Source organism: Nostoc sp. DedQUE05, assembly GCF_034530955.1.
Classification (GTDB): domain Bacteria; phylum Cyanobacteriota; class Cyanobacteriia; order Cyanobacteriales; family Nostocaceae; genus Nostoc.
In genome coordinates this window covers 216,857-232,252 of sequence record NZ_JAVRCB010000003.1, presented here as the reverse complement: position 1 = coordinate 232,252, position 15,396 = coordinate 216,857, and the positions used below count along the sequence as shown (strand labels likewise).

General features: G+C 41.3%; 13 protein-coding genes and 1 pseudogene. 5 read left to right on the top strand and 9 right to left on the bottom strand.

Annotated features, from left to right (window positions below; all coding sequences use genetic code 11):
* Positions 1-54 precede the first annotated feature (54 nt).
* The 3 genes and pseudogenes from RMZ42_RS03985 to RMZ42_RS03975 form a co-directional block, all read right to left on the bottom strand.
* Positions 55-1,083 carry a hypothetical protein gene (locus tag RMZ42_RS03985; RefSeq protein ID WP_322670181.1) on the bottom strand — a complete coding sequence of 343 codons (1,029 nt, stop codon included), beginning with the start codon at positions 1,081-1,083 and terminating at the stop codon, positions 55-57.
* Between the two features lie 220 nt (positions 1,084-1,303).
* On the bottom strand, positions 1,304-2,023 hold the full coding sequence (locus RMZ42_RS03980; RefSeq protein ID WP_322670180.1) for a hypothetical protein: 720 nt from the start codon (positions 2,021-2,023) through the stop codon (positions 1,304-1,306).
* 640 nt (positions 2,024-2,663) lie between these two features.
* Positions 2,664-3,177, bottom strand: a pseudogene (locus RMZ42_RS03975) (aldo/keto reductase); the annotation flags it as partial.
* Between the two features lie 71 nt (positions 3,178-3,248).
* Between RMZ42_RS03975 and RMZ42_RS03970 the strand changes: the two are divergent.
* Together RMZ42_RS03970 and RMZ42_RS03965 are read left to right on the top strand one after the other, a co-directional pair.
* Positions 3,249-3,848, top strand: coding sequence for a DUF1802 family protein (locus RMZ42_RS03970; RefSeq protein WP_322670179.1), 600 nt, complete (start codon positions 3,249-3,251; stop codon positions 3,846-3,848).
* A 616-nt stretch (positions 3,849-4,464) separates the two neighbouring features.
* The gene (locus RMZ42_RS03965; protein ID WP_292785151.1) at positions 4,465-4,728 is read left to right on the top strand and encodes a hypothetical protein; all 264 of its coding nucleotides are present in this window, start codon (positions 4,465-4,467) and stop codon (positions 4,726-4,728) included.
* A 54-nt stretch (positions 4,729-4,782) separates the two neighbouring features.
* Here RMZ42_RS03965 and ggt read toward each other — a convergent pair whose 3' ends face one another.
* A complete protein-coding gene (gene ggt, locus RMZ42_RS03960; RefSeq protein WP_322670178.1) occupies positions 4,783-6,546 on the bottom strand; it encodes a gamma-glutamyltransferase in 1,764 nt (587 codons plus the stop codon).
* A 586-nt stretch (positions 6,547-7,132) separates the two neighbouring features.
* Here ggt and RMZ42_RS03955 point away from each other — a divergent pair.
* On the top strand, positions 7,133-10,096 hold the full coding sequence (locus tag RMZ42_RS03955) for a calcium-binding protein (protein WP_322670177.1): 2,964 nt from the start codon (positions 7,133-7,135) through the stop codon (positions 10,094-10,096).
* A 169-nt stretch (positions 10,097-10,265) separates the two neighbouring features.
* Here RMZ42_RS03955 and RMZ42_RS03950 read toward each other — a convergent pair whose 3' ends face one another.
* The 3 genes from RMZ42_RS03950 to RMZ42_RS03940 form a co-directional block, all read right to left on the bottom strand.
* Positions 10,266-10,613 carry a hypothetical protein gene (locus RMZ42_RS03950; protein ID WP_322670176.1) on the bottom strand — a complete coding sequence of 116 codons (348 nt, stop codon included), beginning with the start codon at positions 10,611-10,613 and terminating at the stop codon, positions 10,266-10,268.
* 225 nt (positions 10,614-10,838) lie between these two features.
* Positions 10,839-10,955, bottom strand: a complete 117-nt coding sequence (locus RMZ42_RS34635; RefSeq protein WP_416211784.1) for an HPP family protein — start codon at positions 10,953-10,955, stop codon at positions 10,839-10,841.
* A gap of 56 nt (positions 10,956-11,011) precedes the next feature.
* The gene (locus RMZ42_RS03940; protein WP_322670175.1) at positions 11,012-12,586 is read right to left on the bottom strand and encodes a GMC family oxidoreductase; all 1,575 of its coding nucleotides are present in this window, start codon (positions 12,584-12,586) and stop codon (positions 11,012-11,014) included.
* A gap of 612 nt (positions 12,587-13,198) precedes the next feature.
* Between RMZ42_RS03940 and RMZ42_RS03935 the strand changes: the two genes are divergently transcribed.
* Together RMZ42_RS03935 and RMZ42_RS03930 are read left to right on the top strand one after the other, a co-directional pair.
* Positions 13,199-14,128: an SMP-30/gluconolactonase/LRE family protein gene (locus tag RMZ42_RS03935; protein WP_322670174.1), complete on the top strand. Its 930-nt coding sequence runs from the start codon at positions 13,199-13,201 to the stop codon at positions 14,126-14,128.
* A complete protein-coding gene (locus RMZ42_RS03930) occupies positions 14,125-14,691 on the top strand; it encodes a DoxX family protein (RefSeq protein WP_322670173.1) in 567 nt (188 codons plus the stop codon). The genes RMZ42_RS03935 and RMZ42_RS03930 overlap by 4 nt, the downstream gene beginning before the upstream one ends.
* Before the next feature lie 10 nt (positions 14,692-14,701).
* On the opposite strand, the gene RMZ42_RS03925 is transcribed toward RMZ42_RS03930, so the two are convergent.
* Positions 14,702-15,085 carry a type II toxin-antitoxin system VapC family toxin gene (locus RMZ42_RS03925; RefSeq protein ID WP_322670172.1) on the bottom strand — a complete coding sequence of 128 codons (384 nt, stop codon included), beginning with the start codon at positions 15,083-15,085 and terminating at the stop codon, positions 14,702-14,704.
* A complete protein-coding gene (locus RMZ42_RS03920) occupies positions 15,085-15,390 on the bottom strand; it encodes a hypothetical protein (RefSeq protein ID WP_322670171.1) in 306 nt (101 codons plus the stop codon). The genes RMZ42_RS03925 and RMZ42_RS03920 overlap by 1 nt, the downstream gene beginning before the upstream one ends.
* Between the last annotated feature and the right edge of the window lie 6 nt (positions 15,391-15,396).

The window sequence follows — 15,396 nt, the reverse complement described above, 5'->3', positions numbered from 1 at the left end:
TATGGACATTGCACAGTAGATGACCTCAATTCATCCCTCTATTATGCAACGCCATCATTTATTACCTCCAAAAGATGCCAGAAAACATTGCAGCCGCCGCTTAATTAGTATTGCATCACCCATTCTTCTGCCTAATTCCCGTTCCAAAGCGCTAACAGGTGCGAGGTTTTGTGGCGCGCGCGGATCTCGTGATGGATGGGAAGCATAATTGGGAATTAAATAGCAAGTTTGATTGGCTATTTCTTGAGCTTTTTCAATGTCAATTTTGCTAGATAATTCCAGGCGCACAATACCATGTAAATCGTGGTAGCCGAGTTGTTGTGGGGAATGTTGATAATTACCAGATTTTAAATACCATGAGTATTGCAATCTATCTTTAATATTAAAAATAGGCGTGCGTTGTCCTGGTAATAATTTCCACAGAAGGGCAGCATATTTTTCAGACAAGTATTGTTTATGCATTGTCTTAATGTAGCCCAAGGTAAAAGTTGGAGATTCATATCGTAATGCTCCATCTCGAATTACCAAAGTATTCGTATCTTTTATATCTAGTTTGCTTACTAGCTGTTCTTCTGCGGCTAGCATGGCATTTTGAACAATTGCACTTCGAGCTTCAGGAGTATTTGGTTGATTGCTTTTAATTGCTTTGTAGAGTAATTCTGCTTTACTTCCTAAAGGACAAGGGATGAATGTTGATACAGCCTCTTGCTCACCGCCAAAACCCAAAACTCGACGAACATCAATTTCAATGCAACTCGCCTTGGGAATAGTTTTATCTACTACCACCGCACCCACAGCAATTGTTCCAAACACACCGTATATTATGGTGTTGCCATTGCCACCAACGAGTCCAGCATCCAGGCGACGACGCCCATCAATAAAGATAAGGCGATTAGGTAGCGATCGCGGTTCAGGCGACTGAAAACATTCCCAATTCTCAGTCTCTACTGTCGGGTTAACATCGCTTTCAGAGAGCGAAAGTTCATCACTGATTTGAATTGGCGGCTCATAGTCATTCCCCCAAGGCTCCAAGCGAAAATTATGCGAGCGCCAGAAGTTACTTACATAGTTCTCCTCAGACATTACCTTGTGTTTTGCGTCGTAAATTATATGTTTTCAATGTTACTCGTAATCTACGAATAATTGTCAAGTTTATGGATTAGTTTTGGCAATTTTTGTTGATGGCTATCAAAATATGAACGAATCCACCTGTAGAAAAGGCGATCGCTAAAGAGCAAAGGAATTTTAGCGGTTCATTACCAGCTAAAATTTGCCCTGTCAAGTTTAAAATACACTTATTTAATTATTTAAAAACGTAAGATTTAATTTCTTGCTCTATTTGGTCACTAATAATCTCAGTTCCCATACCGATTTTATCGAGGTTAACCCTCACAAAATTTGTTTTATCTTCTTTTGTAAACTTTTTATCATTATCCGAGTCTTTAAGAATTTTTAGAAAAATTGCATTTTGACCTGGAACAACAACCCAACTGATGATTCGAGTATTATTTGGGGTAATTTGCTGGAGGTTCTTACCTGATATATCAGAAAGATAGCCAATAGTAGCATCTTCGCTATTAAGTTTTTTATCTATATTTGTATCTTGGTCAATAATTTTATATAACCAAACTCTTGTATTAGGCTTGTTAGCCGCTTTTACTTCCAATAAATCGAAGGAAGCGACAATGGCTTTTTTATTTAATAAAAGATGAGCTTCACCACCTTGCTTTTGATAAAAGATGATGTTATACAATTGATTATTTCTTTCCTTTTCATAAGAACGTGAAAGGTTTAAATCAACTCCTTTATCTTCATTCTGTTCTGCAAGACTAACAGGAATCATTAGATAATCTGATTGTTCTTTAATAATTAAATCGCCATAGATAAGATTTTGTTCTGGCTTCGGTTTCTCAGTTGCTTTTGCCTGTTCTGCATTTTTACTAACAGAAGATTTACAAGAAAAAGAAAGTGCAGCTACAATCATAATTGTAGTAATCTTAGTTAAAAAGCGATAATTTTTCATCAAATTTTCCTCGCAGGATATGTTGCTGTCTTATTTTATTCGCTGCTGGAAAATTAGCTAGAGTCCAATACGCTTTAATACAGTTCAGCTAAGACTAAAAATTATACTGATGTAGGTTGGGTTTATCTGTCGCTCAACCCAACAAAGCCCCACCCATAATCTCTGCCGTACTGAGAAAATCATATTACAATAAAATGCCAAAAACCTGGTCGAGGTTGACCAGGTTTTATCGAGTTTACAGATTTCAAATTTTAAACTGATTAACTAACTGAAGGTTAATAACTAGGGTGGACTAAAAAAACTAACAAACTCAGCATTCTTGCGTTTTTCCGCTTTAGGATTTGGCTTTGCCTTCTACATTAGGCTTTTTGCCACTTTTATCACATTTGATATGCTGAAATTTGCTTGGGCTGATGACGAGGGGACACTAAGTCATTGACCCTTTTGTTTGGTTTATTTTGTTTTGTGTCCTACTATCTAAATTATCACTTACATTTGTGAGTTGCAACCCTTGGTTTACGAAAGTTGATGTTTTGTTAGATTTTGCAATCTAGCCCATAAATTTGATCCCCAACTCTCTTTTGAAGAAAGTTAAAGGGATCTTAGATAGATTAAGCATCGCAACAAAACTACATTGTCATCAATTCCACATAATCTGATTGTCATCCAGACGATCGGTGACAATACTGCTAATGGCATCAATTTCTGCCAATTCGGCTGTAGAAAGCTTGATTTGGGCGGCTAATGCATTTGGCGACAAGCCGCTATGACGCGTCTGTGCGTTTGTTTGAGGTTGATCAATTAATCAGGCTAAAGCTAACTGAACAAGGGTACAATTATTAAGAAGAGTTATAGGACGCAGTTTTTCTAGCGCTTGTTAGGCAAGTTCAAAGTTTCGCCTTGAAACAGTTTATTTTTAGCACGGTTATCTATTGGGTCAAATTTATGACTGAGAGCAAATCTCCTGTTAACAACCCCTGTACTAAAGGCGAATAAGCAAGGATAGAAATATTGTTTTCGATACAATAGGGCAATGCATCTTGTTCTACCTGTCTCCAGAATAAAGAATAGGGTGGTTGTAAACTATCAATACGTCTATAACTTGCTGTTTTTGCTAACTGGACGCCAGAAAAATTGGAAACACCGATCGCTTTCCTAATTTATTGCCTTGGATAGGTTCACACTTTATCAGTCTTAGCTTCAAATTAAATCAGAGTTACAGTAGATGCCGATGGAATTGACTACAACTTTTCATGCTCTCAAAGAATGGGCAGTTGCCATAAATGCCTTGGAAAGTGGCAAAACAATTATGTTGCTCCGCAAAGGCGGTATCCACGAACGAAATGGACATTTCCAAGTTGCTCACAAGCAAATTCTGCTTTATCCTACTTATGAACATCAACAAGCTTTCATGCTGAAAGCTGAATATGCCAATAACGTCTATCCAGTAACATCAGGCTGGCATCCTGAAACAGTTCGCATTGGTAGTTGGGCTGAAATTACAGATATTTTGCCCTGTAGTGACGAATCTATTGTCAACAACTTACTTCCCTTCCATATTTGGAACGAGCATTTTATTAGCGATCGCCTCAAATGGAAGGCACGTCAGCCCCTTTATATCCTCCTCCTACGGACATATAAACTACCGCTTGAGCAAGAAATTCCCTATTACGCCAAATACGCTGGCTGCAAGTCATGGATTGATTTAGATCGAGAAATTCAGTTGCAAACAACACAACCAGTTTTATCTAACTTTGCATACAGCCAACTAGTAGAGACAATTCGCGAAATTGTCGGCGATAAGTTGTATGCTCCATCCTTCTAATAACCCAACTTGTTTGCTCAAATCCCCGACTTTTTTAAAAAGTCGGGGATTTAAATTTAGCTTATAGATAAATACGAAATTGTTTCTCGTCATCAAACGGAAGATTTATACAACCAACATCAAAATAGATTTTATATTGTTTGCTCAAAGTGTTTAATCAACGATTTATAACTAATACTAATTCAATTAATGATTGCAACACATCCTTGGGTAAAGACGCGATGAATCGCGTCTCTACAAATGGTCTGTTTGTCGCATTCTTTTTTCAAATTGGTATAACTTCTAGAATCTGCGCTTATATATCTCAGCAGAAAAACAAATAGTCTAATTCCGAGCCTCAGCTAAAATAGTAGTGATTGTTACACACGATCGCAAAAAACGCGGATAACATGAGAAAAATCTCACCCAATAAACAAGGTGAGCCAAGGCTGTTTATCTTTATGTCCCGTTAGCAGCTGTCTTCCAGGCTATAAGTTATTAAGCAATTATCTCGCAGTGGATAGAACTTAATTACATTTTGTCTAAAGTACTAGGCAAAAATTATCCCCAAGGGTGATAATTAGCTTGACAAAGATCAGCTACTATGCATCATTAGCTAAAAGCAAAGGAGTTTGCAATGCATCGACAAATGTGCTGGTTATCTAAGTCTGGTGGCGATGGAGAGAAAATTTTGTATTTGCAGACAGAACCCAATCAACCTTGGCGTCCTTACACAGCTTTTGGACATTTTGCAGTCCCAGATTATCAAATACCAGGTGGCTCTAAAGGTTGGGCAACTTATCAAAAACTTTTGAAAGCAGGTTGGACACTAGTACCTAGCGCACGGGCAAACGAGTTTGGCAGCAGCAGCTACGCAGAGTCAACAATCCAAAATCAATAGTCATTTGTCATTTGTCATTTGTCATTAGTTATTTTTTGTGTCCCCGCGTCTTCCTCACAGACCTCTGGGGGAACCTTCGCCGCGAGGATCGGCGGCTCCTTCTAAAATTCCATCAGATGTAATAGCGATCGCGTTACCATTACCCCAAGGAGTAGTTTCCTTAATTTTGTGCCCCCGACGGCGTAAGTCTTGCAAAGTCAAAGCATCCAAGCCCCAAGATTCAACGCGCAACTCATCTGGCAGCCATTGATGATGTATGCGTGGAACAGAAATAGCCGCACCAACATCCATGTTGTATTCCAGCACATTCAGGATTACTTGCAAAACCTGGGTGATGATGGTGCTACCACCAGGCGCACCCGCCGCCATCCGAAAATGACCATTTTCTGTGACAATTGTAGGAGTCATACTGGATAGAGGAGTTTTGCGGGGTGCAATGCTGTTGGCATCGTTACCAACTAAACCAAAAGCATTAGGCACTCCTGGCGCAGCGGCAAAATCATCCATCTCATTGTTGAGAATAATTCCAGTTCCCGGTGTCACCACACCAGCACCAAAACTGAGATTAATGGTGAAAGTCAGACTGACGGCGTTGTGTTGTTCATCCACAACATTCAGATGAGTGGTTTGGAGAGATTCGTGCGGAAGACAAGGGGATGAAGGAAGACGCAGACATTTTGAATTTAAATCTCCTGGCTTGACTTCGGTGGAGGGTCGAGCCATTTGCATATTAATTTCTTGACGGCGTTTTTTGGCGTAAGCTGGACTGAGCAGTTCTTGTACGGGGACTTTGACAAAATCAGGATCGCCTAAATATTTTGAGCGATCGCTATAAGCAATTTTCATTGCCTCTACCATTAAATGTATCGCGTCTGGATGATGCCATCCCAAAGATTTTAGATCGGTGTCACCGATAATATTTAAAATCTGCAATAGGTGAACGCCTCCTGATGATGGTGGTGGCATTGAGCAGATTTTAGCTTTGCGGAAGTTGCCACAAACAGGAGTGCGCCAGATTGGTTTGTAGGCTTTCAGGTCTTCGAGAGAAATTAAACCACCATTTTTTACCATATCAGAAGCGATCGCCCGAGCAATGCTTCCGGTGTAAAAACTTTGGGGATTTTCGGCAATTGCTGTTAAAGTGCGTGCCAAATCGCGCTGCACAAGTTTTTCCCTTGGTTGATAAAATTCACCATTGCGAGTGAAAATTTCTCGCGCTGCGGGATTCTTGAGAATTGCTTCCTGGCGCTGGTTCAGCCTTTCGGTTAGCACATTGCCAAGAATAAAGCCATCTTTAGCGAGTGCGATCGCAGGTTTCATTACCTCTTGCCAAGAAAGCTTACCATAGCGGCGATGCACCTCATAAAGTCCCGCCACCGTTCCTGGTGTCGCTACTGCCAAATAACCATTAATACTTGCATTCGGACGCACCTTTCCTGCTGCATCTAGATACATATTTTTTGTGGCTTTTAGGGGTGCGCGTTCGCGGAAATCTAACGCTTTCATCTCGCCAGTTTTCTCAGAGTGCATCAATAAAAATCCGCCGCCACCGATTCCGGCTGAAAAAGGCTCAACTACAGAAAGAGCAAAGGTTGTGGCTACAGCTGCATCCACTGCATTACCCCCTTTGCGTAACATCAAAATTCCCGCTTCACTTGCTAGGGGATGGGCTGAAACCACCATCCCCTTCTTGCTGCGTAGGGGTAAAGTTAAGGCAGCTGATGCAACTTGGCTGTAAAAGAGGACGGTGAAAGAAAAGATTGCGATCGCAACTCGCTTGGGTTTAGCAACAGCAAGCTTTTTTATACCATTACTCATAAAGTATTATATATATAGCATCTTGGTGTACTTAATTTATCAGATTTTGATTACCATTGTTTGCGTAGCTTGCGGCCGTAGACATCACTCTCCTACCCCCATTATTTGAACGATTATGAATATGAAGAGTATGCAAAGATTTTTTTAAAAGATAGACATCTAAGTAAATATTCGGTATTTAGTTATTGTTGGGTTATTTTGATGTTTCCTATTTCCAGATAGAATTTTCAAAGGCGAGGCCTACGGCGGCAAGCTACGCTGATAACGAATTTATAAAGATTTCCTGTTTTGTGCTGTCTCAAGTGTCCCCTACCTATTTTGAAACTAGTAAGACTTATGCGTTGACAAACCAACTAAATTTTGTACAGTGCTTAAGACTTAGATAGTCCTTAATACTCGGATAGTAATGTTTGCCAGTGAATTAAAAAGGAAGTCTTTAATGAACAATTTGCGGCTCTATCTAAAGACTGAATAAGGTATGCCGAAAGCTTCAACTTTTGGCAGATTATTTGTGCCATCAAACAGCATTAACTCGATTATTGACAACTAAAGTTACTCCAAAAATCGATCCAGGTAGGAAAAACTTATGGCAATTATCATTGGAACTAGCGGTAACGACACCCTACAGGGCACTTCCGATTACTACGATAACTACGACACCCTAACTGGTGGCGGTGGCAACGATATATTTCTTTACGGCGGCTCAAACTACATTAATACGATCCCCGATTTCGGTGGAGTAGGTAAAGGAATAAACCCCACAGCAGCAGTTATTGCCGAAGTAGATATCCTAAGTTTCCAGAACTACAGTGGCTTCACTGCTCAAAACTTGCTCCTCACCCAGAATGGCACAAGTTTGTCAATCAACTTTCAAGGGTTTGGTAATACCGGATTTATCCTGGAAAATTTTGCCCTGTCCAACCTTGATAACCTCAGCAAATCTACTGGAGCCACTGTAGATTTGGGCAATATTCTGTTTTATGGGCAAACTACCATCACCGACAGCTTTGATGTCTTCGATGCTAACTCCACTCAAAGCACTGTCTTTAAAAAAAACACAGTTACTTTCCTAAACGACCTAGACAACAATGTTAGTGGATTTGACAATTCAAATGATGTCATCAATGGTCAAGGGGGTGATGACATTATTCAAGGCTTAAGTGGCAATGATATTTTGAGGGGTGGTGCAGGCAATAATACCCTCAACGGTGGTGTTGGTGACGATACTCTGTATGCTGACTCTCCCTCAAGCAATAATCTGTTTAATGGTGGCGATGGCAATGATTTTCTCTTCGCCTCTGGCAGCTACAAGTACTATTCCTACGCACCAGACTACGACGATCGCTCTTTAGGCAATAATACCCTCAACGGTGGTGCTGGTGATGATACTTTAAATGCTAGCGGTTCATTTGGCGATAACCTCTTAGATGGAGGCGACGGCAATGATTCTCTCTCCATCTCTGGGAGTGGAAGCAGTGGGGAGTATTCAGCGTCTATCTCTGGCTCAGAAGGCGATAACACCCTCAAAGGTGGTGCTGGTGATGATACCTTGAGCGCTAGTGGATCGTCAGGCGATAACCTGCTTTTTGGAGCCGATGGCAATGATTTTCTAGACATTTCTGGCTATGTTTACCAATATTCGGACTCCTACTTCGGCTCTCGGTCATCTGGCAAGAACCTGCTTTCTGGAGGCGATGGCAATGATACTCTAACAGCCTCTGGTGCCACTGGTAATAACACCCTCAACGGTGGTAATGGCGATGATAGCCTTACAGGCGGTGGTGGTAAAGATAGCCTCACAGGCGGCGGTGGTAAGGATAAATTTGTTTACAAAGGCTTAATCGGAGACAACACGAATGGCGTAAGAAGCACAGACCCGATTAATACTGGCACTTATACAATCGCCGATTTTACTGGAGTAGGTAAGGGAATAAACCCGACAGCAGCAGTCATTGCCGAAGTGGATACTTTGATATTCCAGGACAATAGTGGTTTCACTGCCAAAAATTTGCTTCTTACCCAGAATGGCACAAGTTTAGAAATCAGCTTTCAAGGGTATGGTGATACCAGATTCATCCTGGAAAACTTTGCTCTGGAAAACTTGGATAACCTCACCAAATCTACTGGAGCGACTGTAGATTTGGGCAATATTCTGTTTTATGGGCAAACTGCGATCGCTGACAGCTTTGATGTCTTCGATGCTAACTCCACCCAAAACAGTGTCTTTAAAAAAAATACAGTCACCTTCCTAAACAACCTAGACAACAATGTTAGTGGATTTGACAATTCAAATGATGTCATCAATGGTCAAGGGGGTGATGACATTATTGAAGGCTTAAGTGGCAATGACATTTTGAGGGGTGGCGATGGCAATGATACTCTCAATGGGGGCGATGGCAATGATACTCTCGATGGTGGCGATCGCAATAATATCCTCAATGGTGGCAATGGCGATGATTCCTTTAATTTCGGCTCCCTATCGACGTTAGTAACTCAAACAGTAGACGGGGGAACAGGTAACGACTTTTTGTCTTTGAGTTATAGCAGTGCTACCACCGGAATTACTTCGACTTTCAACCCTACTAATAACACTGTAGTAATTTCGACGACGCCGGACACAACAGTGTTTAGCTACAAGAATATCGAACAATTAAATATCACAGGTACAAACTACGATGATTATCTAATCGGAAGCAATGGTAATGATACGCTCCGCTCAGGCAATGGTAACGATACAATAGATGGCGGCGCTGGTGAAGATTTCTTAGATATTAGTCTTTCAACAGGGGATCACCTCCTCAATGGAGGCGATGGTAACGATTCTTTAAAGGTCTTGAGTTACATTCAAGATGAATTCGGAAATTACGTTCAGGGTAGCGTATCTGGCAATAACACTCTCAACGGTGGTGTTGGTGACGATACATTAAATGTTAGCAGTTCAACAGGCAATAATCTATTAGATGGGGGCGACGGTAATGATTCCCTGATCGCCTCTTATACCTCAGGTAATAACACCCTCAACGGTGGTGTTGGTAACGATACATTAGATGTCAGCAGTTCAAATGCCAACATATTAGATGGGGGCGATGGTAATGATTCCCTGATCGCCTCTGGTGCGACTGGTAATAACACCGTCATAGGTGGTAATGGTGATGATACTCTCACAGGTGGCAGTGGCGATGGTATCCTCATCGGTGGCAAGGGTAACGATCGCCTCTTTGGAGAAGGTGGTACTGATACCTTTGTTTTCAATAGTTTCGATGAAGGTCTCGATTTGATACGTGATTTCGGTGCCGTTAATGAACCGAATGAAATAATTCAGGTGTCGGCTGCTGGTTTTGGTGGCGGTTTATCAGCAGGTGTACTTAAAGCAAGTCAGTTTACACTTGGAGAATCCGCAACTACTAGTAGCCAGCGATTTATTTATAACTCCACTACAGGTGCATTGTTCTTTGACTCTGATGGTAGTGCAGGCGCATTTACTCAGGTACAATTTGCCGGATTATCTCCTGGGTTGTCACTAACGAACAATAATTTTGTGGTTGTTTAATCGTTATCCTCGATGTAATTGAACGTGAGTTCGATGAACCTCTCCCACGGGGAAAGGGAGGAGCAACGAGATAATTAGGGTTTTGGCTTTCATCTGGGTGTCCAAGAGGGGTTGGGGGAGAGGTCAAAAAAGGGCTTGTCGAACTCATTCTCTAGCAAACTTTGCGGTTCTAGATTTTTTCCCCTTGAGGTTTTGATAGTGCTTGTAGTTCTTCCCAACTATAGTGACTAGGTAATTCAATTGGTTTGCGATCTGCTCCTAATCCTAAGCTTACTGTCGGCTGGAGTTCTTCAATGAATTGCTCGGTGTATCCTGCCAGTTCATTGGCTGCAACTCCAAGTGCGATCGCACCTGCAACGCCACCAATTGCAGCACCAACCTTACCACCAATTGAGCGGCCTAGTGCGGCTCCGGCAATTCCGCCTCCAGCTGCTCCCAATCCTGTTGCAATAGGATGAGTATTTGGGGGCGTTTGATTTTCATGTTCTTGGTTAGAAGTAGAGTGTTCTTCGTTCATAATCTGTTTCTCCTTGAAACTATAATCCAGTATGAAACTACTTCTGGCTCAGGTGTGCCAGAAGCCACGGAGCGAAGCGTTGTAATCCAACTAACAGGGCAGTGATGCCTACAGACAGCCCAAACAAAACTAGGTTATTTTCATTAGGACTTACGCAAAAACTCTCTGAAACTCTTGTTCCTTTGCCTCCTTTGCGGTTCGTTTTTTCATGATTTTGCGTAAGTCCTATTCATTGCCAGCTTTTAAAGCAAAGCTTAAGGATGTAGAAACGGCTGGAGGATGCATCACATCTAACAGGATCATCAGCACAATGGTAACGATCGTTGCGGTTCCACCAGACACATAACCCGAACCTAACAGTCCTTCAGCTATGCGTTAGCGCACCCTCTGGGATCTTGCTACGCGCAGCGTGCTGCAAGCAGATCGCCAACACGCAATGCATTCGCCATAATCGTCAGTGTAGGGTTAACTCCCGAATTTGACGGAAAGAAACTACTATCTACAACATAAAGATTCTCGACATCATGAGTACGGCAATTGAGATCCAGGACTGAGGTTTTAGGATCTGTGCCAAATCGACAACTACCGCATTGATGAGCAACTGCTTGTTCTGGTATATGAGTGCGGGGATAAATGCTAAATGGCAAGACGTGTTTAGCAGAACCAGGGATTGATTTGAGTACAGATGTCCATCGGTGAATTAAGCGATCGCTTGCTTCAATATTATTCAATGTATAGTCAACATGAATCTTGTCGCCTACCACCCGAATCCGATTATTCGGGTCTGGTAAATCCTCTGTTTGCAACCACCAGCCAACCGATCGCTCGGCCAGCAAATGGCGCTCAAAATGAGGAATCAGCTTGACAAATGGAGCCATCAGTGGCGGTGCTTCTCCGGGAATCATATCAGCTAGGACATTACCTGTATTCTGCACCATGCCCATCGGATAAGGGAAATCCGGCTCTCCCCAGTAAAAATCATTGACAGCGATCGTTTTTTGAAAGTTGGCGTGATTCACCTCTAGATGTATGGAAACTATGGCTGTTTCCAACTGTTTCATGAAATTCCGCCCCACTTGATCGGAACTATTTGCTAATCCGTTGGGATGTTTGTCATTAGCAGAGCGTAACAGCAAAGCCGCTGAGTTGACAGAACCACAGGCAACAACCACAATATCGCTTGTGAACCAATGTTGCTCTCCTGCAATTTCAGTTTCTACCTTCGTCACTTCTCGCCCCGACTCACTGATATGCAGCCGCAAGACTTTGGCATTAGTTAAGAGAGTAACATTGGTATACTTTTCACGAGTCGGACGAATGGCGTTGACATCAGCATCAGCTTTTGCATGTACGAGACAAGGGTATCCATCAAAAGTATCGCAGCGAATGCAGGGACTCTTGGTGCGATCGCTTTCATTGAGCTTTAATCCTAGTGGTAAATGAAATGGGTAATAACCTAGTTCCCGAATGCCATCAGCAAGGGACTGCATATCTGGCTCATGACTCACTGGCGGATAGGGATATGGTTCGCTGCGAGGTGGTTCGGTGGGGTCTTCTCCTTCCTGTCCATGCACGTCATACAGCTTTTCTGCTTGGGTGTAGTATGGCTCAAAGTCTTGATACTTCAAAGGCCATTCTGGAGAAATTCCTCCTTTATGAATTACCCTTTCAAAATCTCGCTCCCGGAATCGAATTAGGGCTGCACCGTAGAGTTTGGTATTGCCACCAACCCAGTAGCCTGTCTGAGGTTGAAAGGCTTTACCTTCTTTGTCATACCATTCTTCATGTGTATGGTAACGATGTTTTTGATAGACTTCCTCTGGATTCCAGTTAGCTTTCTCTCTCGGTAAAAAGTCGCCTCTTTCCAGTACTAGAATTTTTTTACCTGTGGGTGCAAGGCGGTGGGCTAATGTACCTCCACCGGCTCCTGTACCGATAATAATGATGTCGTAATGTTCTGTGATACTAGTCATAATTGATAATTAGTAATTTCATATTAATTACGGTTTAATTTATTTGATGCCACAAAGTAATTTGGCAATATTTTAAGTTAATTTATAAGTTTTATCAAAATTTAAATAGCTCTAAAGACAGATTCTTATGCTTAGACTAAAGCTTTAACTACAATCTTGCTTCTTTCTAATGGGTTAATATTTATTTATGTCTAAAGACAGGTTAATATTTCATTTTAATTTCATTTTTTCTTTCTATTATGTGAATTAGCCATATAATCTCTTGAGAAAATTAACAAATAAATTTAACTTGACCTTTTTTGCTAAACCAGCAATTTGATTGTCTGAAAAAATATTTAGTTTTTAATACAAATACTAAATACTTTTGCTGTTAACAACAATAGTCTGTTTTGGTGCAATCTATATCTATGGTGCAATGTTATTTGAGAGTAAGAAAATAGAATTGATTTTGTAATAACTAACTTCAATTTTGTATTTAGTAAGTGATGAAAATAGCTAGAAATTTTACATTCATTTTGTTACACGATATTAAATACACATTTACAGTATTTTAGTATTAATTTAGACCTGCTATTTATCGTCAGTAGCCAAGTTAAATAACAGAAGATTTCTATGCCTGAAGCCATTGAGATTTATGACGATCGCCTGCGTGCTATTGTACGCCCAGGAGCCTCACTTCAAAAGCTTGCCAACGGTGCAGTCCATAGCGAGGGGCCTGTATACTTCCATGAAGATGACAGTGTTGTATGGAGTGATGCTCACGGCAATCGCCTGTTGCGGTGGAGTCCCACTGACAATGTGACTGTCTTACGAGATCCATCTGATTACCAAAGCGGTAATTATCGAGACTTGGAAGGTCGTCTGGTTGCGTGTTCCTCTGGTTTGCGTGCTATTATCCGATGCGAACAAGACGGTGAATGGAAGGTTTTAGTCGATCGCTACCAAAACAAACGCCTGAACAGTCCAAATGATTTGGTAGTCAAAAGTGACGGTACAATTTGGTTCACCGATCCGCCTTATGGGATTACCGAGCCAAATCAAGGGTATGGCGGCGAACAGGAACAACCTGGAAGTTACGTCTATCGCTTTGACCCGGTAACTGCTGAGATTTATCCTGTAGTAACAGACATGGTGCGCCCTAATGGGTTGGCTTTCAGTCCAGACGAAAGCCTTTTATATGTTTCAGATACAGCCGCGTTTAATATTCCTGGGGGGCCTCATCATATTCGCGTCTATGAGGTTGTAGGCAAGCGCTATGTAAAGAATGGGCGTGTATTTGCAGTCATTGAGCCAGGACAACCAGATGGACTGCGGGTTGACGAATATGGCAATGTTTTTACTACCTCTCAAGATAGCGTGCAGATATACGCCCCCGATGGAACTCGCTTAGGAAAAATTTTTGTACCGGAGACATCAGCTAACCTGACTTTCGGTGGTAAAGAAGGCGATTCCCTTTCAGGGACACTTCGTGAACGCCTATTTATCACAGCCGGTCATTCGTTATATGTTATCGACCTTAATACCCGTGGTGTACAACTATGATTTATCAATTTGGGTTGGGTGTAGCGTTAAGCAAAGCTATTCCGAAGGAACTCGCTTTTTTCCTAGCTGCATTTAATTTCCCACAGCTAAGTCCACACTTGTTAAGTTCACTTTCTCCGGTGTATCCTGACGGATTCCCAGGATTGGCACTTTTACTTCTCAGAGTTAGCCTTGGCTGGTTGTTTATATTACACGGCTATCCCAAAATAACGCATCTTCGACGGTGGGCTGAGTCTCTAAAAATGCCTGTCTTTCTTTGCTTTTTATCAGCTGCATCAATGTTAGGTGGCGGAATTTTTTTGATTATTGGATTCCTCACACTCTTAGCAACTTTGCCCATTCTCTGCTCAATGATTTTTGCGATATATTTGCACATCACTGGAAGTAAGCCTTTTGTAGCTCAAGATCCATACTTAATTCCTCAAGAACAGTATCAGGGTGCTTTAGGACAAGGTGAACCCCCAAGTTGGGAAAAGGCTTTTATGTATTGCGTTATGCTGATTGCGATCGCAGTTTTAGGCCCTGGTGCTTATTCGCTGGATACTATGATTTTTGGAAGGTGAATTATCATATTTATGATTCAGTTATTAACAACGCCACATCATAAAATTTAAACTTTTGATCTACAGTAATTATCGTTAGACCTTCTACCAAAGCCTGAGCAATTAACATCCGGTCAAAAGGATCTTTATGATACATTGGCAAATCAGCAACCTTTATTCCATGTGCCAACGTAATCGCTAAAACTTCTAATCGACTAAAGTGCAAAGCCTCCTCTAAATTACTAGGAGCTATTAACTTTCCTAAAGACTGTTTAATCGAAATTTTCCAAGCACTAATAGCACTGACAAAAATTAAATTTTCAGGATTAGTAATTATCTCTCGTACCTGATTTGACAACTTAGAATCATTTTCTAAAAACCATAGCAGGATATGAGTATCTAGCAGAAAACTCATTAATCTTCCCCATAAAAAGCAGCAATCACCTCTTCGGAAGTTTCATCAAAATCATCATAAATCTTAACCTGTCCTTGCCAAAAACCTGCAACTCTGGGTTCTAAGATATCTTCACTAATCATCACCATCGAGCCATGATTTAAACTTGCTTTTTCAACTATAGACTCTGCTTGAGACAGAGGTAAAACCTTTGCCCAAGGAACCCCTTGATGAGTTAGCGTAATTTCAACATTATTTTGGATATCTGATAATAACTCAAGTAAATTATCAGATAAGTAAGCAATATCAAAAGTTTTTTCTGACATTTTTAT

Excerpts from the sequence above, each read along its gene's own strand:
- RMZ42_RS03980 (WP_322670180.1), bottom strand. The coding sequence starts at position 2,023 with ATGAAAAATTATCGCTTTTTAACTAAGATTACTACAATTATGATTGTA.
- RMZ42_RS03955 (WP_322670177.1), top strand. The coding sequence starts at position 7,133 with ATGGCAATTATCATTGGAACTAGCGGTAACGACACCCTACAGGGCACT.
- RMZ42_RS03985 (WP_322670181.1), bottom strand. The coding sequence starts at position 1,083 with ATGTCTGAGGAGAACTATGTAAGTAACTTCTGGCGCTCGCATAATTTT.
- RMZ42_RS03920 (WP_322670171.1), bottom strand. The coding sequence starts at position 15,390 with ATGTCAGAAAAAACTTTTGATATTGCTTACTTATCTGATAATTTACTT.
- RMZ42_RS03935 (WP_322670174.1), top strand. The coding sequence starts at position 13,199 with ATGCCTGAAGCCATTGAGATTTATGACGATCGCCTGCGTGCTATTGTA.
- RMZ42_RS03965 (WP_292785151.1), top strand. The coding sequence starts at position 4,465 with ATGCATCGACAAATGTGCTGGTTATCTAAGTCTGGTGGCGATGGAGAG.
- RMZ42_RS03925 (WP_322670172.1), bottom strand. The coding sequence starts at position 15,085 with ATGAGTTTTCTGCTAGATACTCATATCCTGCTATGGTTTTTAGAAAAT.
- RMZ42_RS03940 (WP_322670175.1), bottom strand. The coding sequence starts at position 12,586 with ATGACTAGTATCACAGAACATTACGACATCATTATTATCGGTACAGGA.
- RMZ42_RS03950 (WP_322670176.1), bottom strand. The coding sequence starts at position 10,613 with ATGAACGAAGAACACTCTACTTCTAACCAAGAACATGAAAATCAAACG.
- ggt (WP_322670178.1), bottom strand. The coding sequence starts at position 6,546 with ATGAGTAATGGTATAAAAAAGCTTGCTGTTGCTAAACCCAAGCGAGTT.
- RMZ42_RS03930 (WP_322670173.1), top strand. The coding sequence starts at position 14,125 with ATGATTTATCAATTTGGGTTGGGTGTAGCGTTAAGCAAAGCTATTCCG.
- RMZ42_RS03970 (WP_322670179.1), top strand. The coding sequence starts at position 3,249 with ATGCCGATGGAATTGACTACAACTTTTCATGCTCTCAAAGAATGGGCA.